Raw genomic sequence first — 6,704 nt, 5'->3', positions numbered from 1 at the left:
AGTGTGGAAAAAACATTGTGAGGCCGTGGGAAAAGCCCTGAAGGACTTCTCCCGCGGCCTGTGTCATGTCTGTTTCTTCCGGCGCTGGGGCCACAGCAGGCTGACACCGGAGAGCAGCAGGTACACGCCGAAGGGCTTGCGCAGGACCGCCACGTCCAGATTGGTGGCGATCCAGGCCCCGGCCAGGGCGGCGGCCACGGCCAGGGGGACGGCGCTTTTCAGGGTGGGCTTGTCCAGATAGCCGCCCCTGGCGTGGCAGACCAGGGCGGAGGCGGCGGTGGGCAGGAAGAACAGCAGATTGATGCCCTGAGCGGTCCGCTGGTCCACATCCAGAAAGAGCGTCATGACCAGAAGCAGCAGCGTGCCGCCGCCCACACCCCAGGCCGAGAGAATGCTGGCCCCCAGGCCGCAGAGAAAGGGAATGATCCAGTCCGTCACAGCAGATACTTCACCCCCGCGTAGAACAGAAAACCGGCGAACAGCCATTTGAGCCACTTGACGGAGACTCTGCCGTACAGCTTGCCGCCGATCCAGCCGCCCACCAGGCCGCCCGCCAGATAGGGCAGCGCCGCCAGGAGGGAGAGCTCCCCCCGAAACAGGTACACGGCGGCGGACACCAGACACACCGGAAAGATGACGCCCACGCAGGTGGCGTACAGCTTCCGCTGGGAGAGGCCGCCCCAGCGGGAGAGGATGGGCAGGAAGACCATGCCGCCCCCGCCGCCGAAGAGGCCGTTGGCCAGCCCCGCCGCAGTGCCGGCGATCCGCGCCGGCCAGCGATGTTCCATGTGATCCCGCCTTTCCTCAAGGATGTAAGCGGCGGGCTTCGGGAGCCGAAGAGGACGCCCGAAGCCCGTCGGACCTGGTTTATTTCATCTGGAAGCTCTGGCAGTCGGTGCACTCCACCTTGGTGGGGTTGGTCTCATGGGTGCCCACGGTGATGGCGTTCAGACCGCAGTAGTTCTGGTCCTGGCAGTGGTGGGCGCAGTTGGTGACCGTGCACTTGATGCTCTGGTTGGGGGTGCAGGCGCAGCCGTTGTTGGTATTCGTCATAACAAAAGATCCTCCTGCGTGAAAAAGTGTGTGGCTTTCGCCGCTCTCTAGTGTGCGCAGGCGCGGCCGGGTTATGTACGGTCCGGCCTGGGTAAAAATTTGTCACAGGCGGGCGTGTCCGGCGTCCGATTCCTGGCGCGGGGCGCGGCGACGCAATGGCCGTCATGGATCTCCACAAAACGGCGGTGCGTTCGGATGTAGTGCTGGTAGTAGTGTGCGCAGTCGGAGCAGGTTAAAGATCTTTCCATACAATCACCTCACATATTATTATGATATAATCTATAACATATACACAGCGACAGGTCAATAGTAAAATATGTTATGAATATATGTTATATATGGTGGCTATATGGAAAAGTTTGAAATCAAAGTGAAAAAAGAACGCCCAAAAGGGGATGACGGATACCGTACATTTTCTGTGCGGGTCAAAAATGAAACCGTGGAGAAACTAGACGCCATTGCGAAAAAAAGCGGTTACACAAGAAACGCATTGATTGGTATGTTTTTGGAATATGCCGCTGAAAACTGCGTTATAAAAGAAAACGAGGAGCTATAAGCTCCTCGTTTTTTACATAAAAGGCGCAGCCTTTTCAGGTGATTTATACGCCTAGGATCCAAGTTGCAAACCGAAAGTAGATCAGCAGAGACAGCGCGTCCACGATGGTGCTGATGAAGGGCGAGGCCATCACCGCCGGGTCGAACCCGATCTTCTCCGCCAAAATGGGCAGGGAGGCGCCCACCAGCTTGGCGCAGGCCACCGTGCCCACCAGGGTGCAGCACACCACCGCCGCCACGGCGGGCGTTACGGTGGGATTGGCCAGCAGCCAGCAGTCCACCACCATCATCTTCACAAAGTTGGCCGCCGCCAGGCACACGCCGCAGATCAGCGCCACGCGGCACTCCTTCCACACCACGCGCAGCAGATCGCTGAATCGGACCTCCCCCAGCGACAGGGCGCGGATCACCGCCGTGGAGGCCTGGGTGCCGCTGTTGCCGCCGGTGCCGGAGAGCATGGGGATGTAGGAGGTCAGAATGGGCACCGCCGCCAGGGAATTCTCAAAGTGGGTCAGGATCATCCCCGTGAAGGTGGCGGACAACATCAGCATCATCAGCCAGGGGGTCCGGGCCCGCCAGGTCTCAAACACGCCGGTCTTGAGATACGGCTTGTCGCCCGGCAGGATGGCGGCCATCTTCTCGATATCCTCGGTGACCTCTTCCTGCAGGACGTCCATGGCGTCGTCCACGGTGACGATGCCCACCAGGCGGTTCTCCGTGTCCACAATGGGCAGGGCCAGGAAGTCGTATTTGTTCAGGGTCTGGGCCACATCCTCCTGGTCGTCCAGGGTGTTGGCGGAGATCACATGGGTATCCATGATGTCCCCCACCACGTCGTCCTCCTCCGACAGCAGAATGGTGCGGATGGAGAGATACCCCAGCAGGTGGCGGCCCTCGTCAATGACGTAGCAGATGTTGATGGTCTCCTTGTCCGGGCCGGTGCGGCGGATGCGCTTCAGGGCGTCCTCCACGGTCATGGTGGCCTTCAGGTCCACGTACTCCGTGGTCATGATGCTGCCGGCGCAGTCGTCGGGGTATTTCAGGATTTCGTTGATGCTCTTGCGGACGTCCGGGTCCGCGTGGCGCAGGATGCGCTTGACCACGTTGGCGGGCATCTCCTCCACGATGTCCACCGCGTCGTCCAGGTACAGCTCATCCAGCACTTCCTTCAGCTCCGTGTTGGAAAAGCTCTGGATGAGCACCTCCTGCTCCTCAGAATCCAGCTCCACGAACACCTCGGCCGCCTGCTCCTTGGGCAGCAGGCGGAACACCATAGGCACCTTGTCGTCCAGTTCCATGAACAGGCCCGCGATGTCCTGGGCCTCCAGGGGCAGCAGAAGGTCGCGCAGCTCGGCATAGCGTTTTCGGGAGATCAGATCCTCGATCTTTTCCAGCAGCTCGTCCCGCTGCTCTTCCTGCTCAAACATGCGCGTCCTCCTCTCCGTGAAGCTGGGGGTTGAGAAAACAAAAAAACCCGGCCGCTCCTGTCCGGTGCAGTCGGAAATTTCCTTGTGAAAACAGGGACGCCGCATCAGCGGACCCTGCGGCCGTTCAAGCTTTAGCCTCACAAGGCGGTGAAATCACATTAGATGATACCTTCGTGTTCGATAGCACCTGTTCAAACCCTCTCATGATGTCTCCATCACTCCGCGGCAGCGATCCGTATCCCTGTGGTAGCCTTACCTACCGGACGGTATGCAGTTTTGCCGAAACTCTTTCTTCATATTATGCCAATTTCTGCCCCCTGTCAAGGCGGCAGAAAAAAACTCCCCACAATTTTACAGGCCCCTCAAATACCGCTGCACTCCATTTTACAAATGGGAATCCCGCTTGTGATAGAGGACGGCCTGTGGTATAATAAGATGTTCCAAATCTGTGCCCGAAACGGGGCGTTTCAGCGAGAGGAGGCCCTCCATGGGCATACACGACGGACACCGGGAGAAGATGCGCCGGCGGTTTCTGGAGACGGGGCTGGAGGGCTTTGCGGACCACGAGGCCCTGGAGCTGCTGCTGTACTACGCCATCCCCCGGCGGGACACCAACCCCATCGCCCACGCCCTGATGGAGCGGTACGACTCCCTCTCCGGCGTGCTGAACGCCCCGGTGGAGGATCTGGAGAAGGTGGAGGGCATCGGGGAGAGCGCGGCCATCCTGCTGTCCCTGGTCTCCCGGCTCAGCCGGAAGGCCCGCATAGCGGACGCGTCCCAGGAGACCATCCTCAACTCCTCCGAGCGGGCGGGGGCCTATCTGCTGGAGCGATTTGCCGGCGAGCGGCGGGAGCTGGTCTTCCTGCTGTGCCTGGACCGCAAGGGCAGGCTCCTGGCCTGCAAGCGGCTGGCGGAGGGGGACGTGGCCAGCGCGGATCTGAACATCCGCAAGGTGGTGGAGATGGCGCTGCTGACCTCCGCCAGCGCGGTGATCCTGGCCCACAACCACCCCAGCGGCGTGGCGGTGCCCTCCTCCAGCGACGAGGCCGCCACCCGCCAGGTGGCGGAGGCCCTGCGGACCATCGGCGTCCGCCTGGTGGACCATATCGTGGTGGCGGACCGGGACTTCGTCTCCATGGCGGACAGCGGCGACCTGCTGGGGTAAAGAGGGAGCAGGCTCCCCCTTTAGAACCCCCACCACCAGTCTGTGGACTGGCGAACGCGCCCAAGGCGCTTGGGTCGGGGTATTTTGCCACGTACACGCCGCGGCGAAAATGACTTCAAGTTCTTCCTTCGCCGCTGGCGAACGAACTGGGGAAAACCGGAGGGGTTCCCCTAGTCCCCCCTCCTTTTTTGCCCCTTCGCTTTTTTCAAGGCATGGTTCCTTTGATAAAAGTCGAACAAATGTTGCAAAAAGATGACGGGTGTGATAGGATGGCCGTGGCTGAAAATCTGTTTGATGGGTGGAGGGAATGCCGCTATGCCGAAATTTGAAGTCGTATCTGAATATCAGCCCTCCGGGGAACCCCGCAAAAGCGGCACTTTTGCGGGGACCCCGTGATTCGGATGGACCGGGCAGGCAAAGCCCGCCCAGTCCAAGGTTTTGACTGCGCCAAAACGCTTGTGCGCCGCGGCCGCGGCGCCGGCCCTCTGGGCCGGGGCTGGTCCCCGGAGACCATAGCAAGAAAAAATTGCGGAGAAGAGCTATGCCGAAATTTGAAGTCGTATCTGAATATCAGCCCTCCGGGGACCAGCCGCAGGCCATTGCCGCGCTGGCGGAGGGCATCGAGAACGGGCTGAAGGAGCAGGTGCTGCTGGGCGTTACCGGATCCGGCAAGACCTTTACCATGGCAAAGGTCATCGAGCAGGTGCAGCGGCCCACGCTGGTGCTGGCCCACAACAAGACCCTGGCCGCCCAGCTGTGCGCGGAGTTCAAGGAGTTCTTCCCCAACAACGCGGTGGAGTACTTCGTCTCCTACTACGACTACTACCAGCCGGAGGCGTATATCCCCCATACGGACACCTATATCGCCAAGGATGCCTCCACCAACGACGAGATCGACCGGCTGCGGCTCAGTGCCACCTGCGCCCTGCTGGAGCGGCGGGACGTGATCGTAGTATCCTCCGTGTCCTGCATCTACGGCTTGGGCGAGCCGGACGATTTTGCCAACCTGGTGGTGTCCCTCCGGGTGGGGGCCGAGTGGGACCGGGATGAGCTGCTGCGCCGCCTGGTGGAGATCCGCTACGAGCGCAACGACATCGCCTTTGAGCGGAACATGTTCCGGGTCCGGGGGGACACGGTGGAGATCTACCCCGCCTACTACCGGGACCACGCCATCCGGGTGGAGTTCTTCGGGGACGAGATCGACCGGATCAGCGACTTCAACCCGGTCACCGGCAGCGTGAACCGGGTGCTGAACCACGTGGCCATCTACCCGGCCAGCCACTATGTCACCACCAAGGACAAGATGGACAAAGCCATTCTGGAGATCCGCCGGGAGCTGGAGGATCAGGTGAAATACTTCACCGACAACAACCAGCTGGTGGAGGCCCAGCGGCTCCGTCAGCGGACGGAGTACGACATGGAGATGATGGCGGAGCTGGGCTACTGCTCCGGCATCGAGAACTACTCCCGCATCATCTCCGACCGGCCCGCCGGCTCCGCCCCCATGACCCTGCTGGACTTCTTCCCGGACGACTTCCTGCTGTTCGTGGACGAGAGCCACGTGACCCTGCCCCAGGTCCGGGCCATGTACAACGGCGATCATGCCCGGAAGGACTCCCTGGTGAAGTACGGCTTCCGCCTGCCCTGTGCGTACGACAACCGACCGTTGAAGTTCGAGGAGTTCGAGGAGCGGATCGGCCAGGCGGTGTTTGTCTCGGCAACGCCCGGCCCCTATGAGCGGGAGCGGGCGGACCAGGTGGTGGAGCAGGTGATCCGCCCCACGGGCCTGCTGGACCCCAGGGTGGAGGTCCGGCCTGTCACCGGCCAGATCGACGACCTGATGGACGAGATCCGTGCAAGAGCCGCCCGGGACGAGCGGGTACTGGTGACCACCCTCACCAAGAAGATGGCGGAGGACCTGACGGAGTACCTGAAAAACGCCGGCATCCGGGTACGGTACATGCACTCCGATGTCCAGACCATCGAGCGCATGGAGATCATCCGCAGCCTGCGGCTGGGAGAGTTCGACGTGCTGGTGGGCATCAACCTCCTGCGGGAGGGGCTGGACCTGCCGGAGGTCAGCCTGGTGGCGATCCTGGACGCGGACAAGGAGGGCTTCCTCCGGTCCGAGACCAGCCTGATCCAGACCATCGGCCGGGCGGCCCGAAACGCAGACGGCCTCGTCATCATGTACGCCGACGAGATCACGCCCTCCATGCGGGCGGCCATCGACGAGACGGAACGCCGCCGCTCCATCCAGGACGCCTATAATCAGGAGCACGGCATTGTGCCCAAGACCATCATCAAGGGCGTCCGGGAGATTTTGGAGATCTCCAAGACCGCGGAGGAGGATACCCTCCGGGCCCATAAGAAGCGCAAGCTGACGGAGCAGGAGCGGGCGGCGGAGATCGCCAAGCTGGAGAAGGAGATGCGCGAGGCCAGCAAGATGCTGGAATTCGAGTACGCCGCAGTGCTGCGTGACCGGATCATCGAGCTGCGGGGGG

At 61.6% G+C, this 6,704-nt stretch carries 7 protein-coding genes and 1 riboswitch; of the genes, 3 read left to right on the top strand and 4 right to left on the bottom strand.

All coding sequences use genetic code 11. The annotated features are described in order from the left end of the window. Positions 1 to 63: 63 nt before the first annotated feature. The 3 genes from HMPREF1546_RS05765 to HMPREF1546_RS05755 all read right to left on the bottom strand — a co-directional run bounded on the left by HMPREF1546_RS05765 (position 64) and on the right by HMPREF1546_RS05755 (position 1,053). Complete coding sequence (locus tag HMPREF1546_RS05765; RefSeq protein ID WP_021747973.1) at positions 64 to 438, bottom strand: anion permease; 375 nt, start codon at positions 436 to 438, stop codon at positions 64 to 66. Next, positions 435 to 788, bottom strand: coding sequence for a sulfite exporter TauE/SafE family protein (locus HMPREF1546_RS05760; RefSeq protein WP_021747974.1), 354 nt, complete (start codon positions 786 to 788; stop codon positions 435 to 437). Before HMPREF1546_RS05760 ends, HMPREF1546_RS05765 begins: the two co-directional genes overlap by 4 nt. 79 nt (positions 789 to 867) lie before the next feature. Next, entirely contained in the window at positions 868 to 1,053 is a 186-nt protein-coding gene (locus HMPREF1546_RS05755; protein ID WP_021747975.1) for a DUF1540 domain-containing protein, read from the bottom strand. A gap of 349 nt (positions 1,054 to 1,402) precedes the next feature. Here HMPREF1546_RS05755 and HMPREF1546_RS05750 point away from each other — a divergent pair, with 349 nt between their 5' ends. After that, entirely contained in the window at positions 1,403 to 1,609 is a 207-nt protein-coding gene (locus HMPREF1546_RS05750) for a CopG family transcriptional regulator (protein ID WP_021747977.1), read from the top strand. Positions 1,610 to 1,652: 43 nt separating this feature from the next. Here HMPREF1546_RS05750 and mgtE read toward each other — a convergent pair whose 3' ends face one another. Next, positions 1,653 to 3,035, bottom strand: a complete 1,383-nt coding sequence (gene mgtE, locus HMPREF1546_RS05745; protein WP_025545088.1) for a magnesium transporter — start codon at positions 3,033 to 3,035, stop codon at positions 1,653 to 1,655. A gap of 108 nt (positions 3,036 to 3,143) precedes the next feature. Further along, positions 3,144 to 3,306: riboswitch (M-box (ykoK) riboswitch) on the bottom strand. Positions 3,307 to 3,522: 216 nt separating this feature from the next. Here mgtE and HMPREF1546_RS05740 point away from each other — a divergent pair. Together HMPREF1546_RS05740 and uvrB are read left to right on the top strand one after the other, a co-directional pair. Then, the gene (locus HMPREF1546_RS05740) at positions 3,523 to 4,200 is read left to right on the top strand and encodes a RadC family protein (protein WP_021747980.1); all 678 of its coding nucleotides are present in this window, start codon (positions 3,523 to 3,525) and stop codon (positions 4,198 to 4,200) included. A gap of 541 nt (positions 4,201 to 4,741) precedes the next feature. Further along, positions 4,742 to 6,704, top strand: a 1,963-nt coding sequence (uvrB, locus tag HMPREF1546_RS05735) for an excinuclease ABC subunit UvrB (protein WP_021747983.1), incomplete at its 3' end; no start/stop codon positions are given.

This window comes from Oscillibacter sp. KLE 1745, from assembly GCF_000469445.2.
GTDB lineage: Bacteria > Bacillota > Clostridia > Oscillospirales > Oscillospiraceae > Oscillibacter > Oscillibacter welbionis.
The sequence above is the reverse complement of the archived record's forward strand: the minus strand, read 5'-3'. Positions and strand labels throughout refer to the sequence as shown.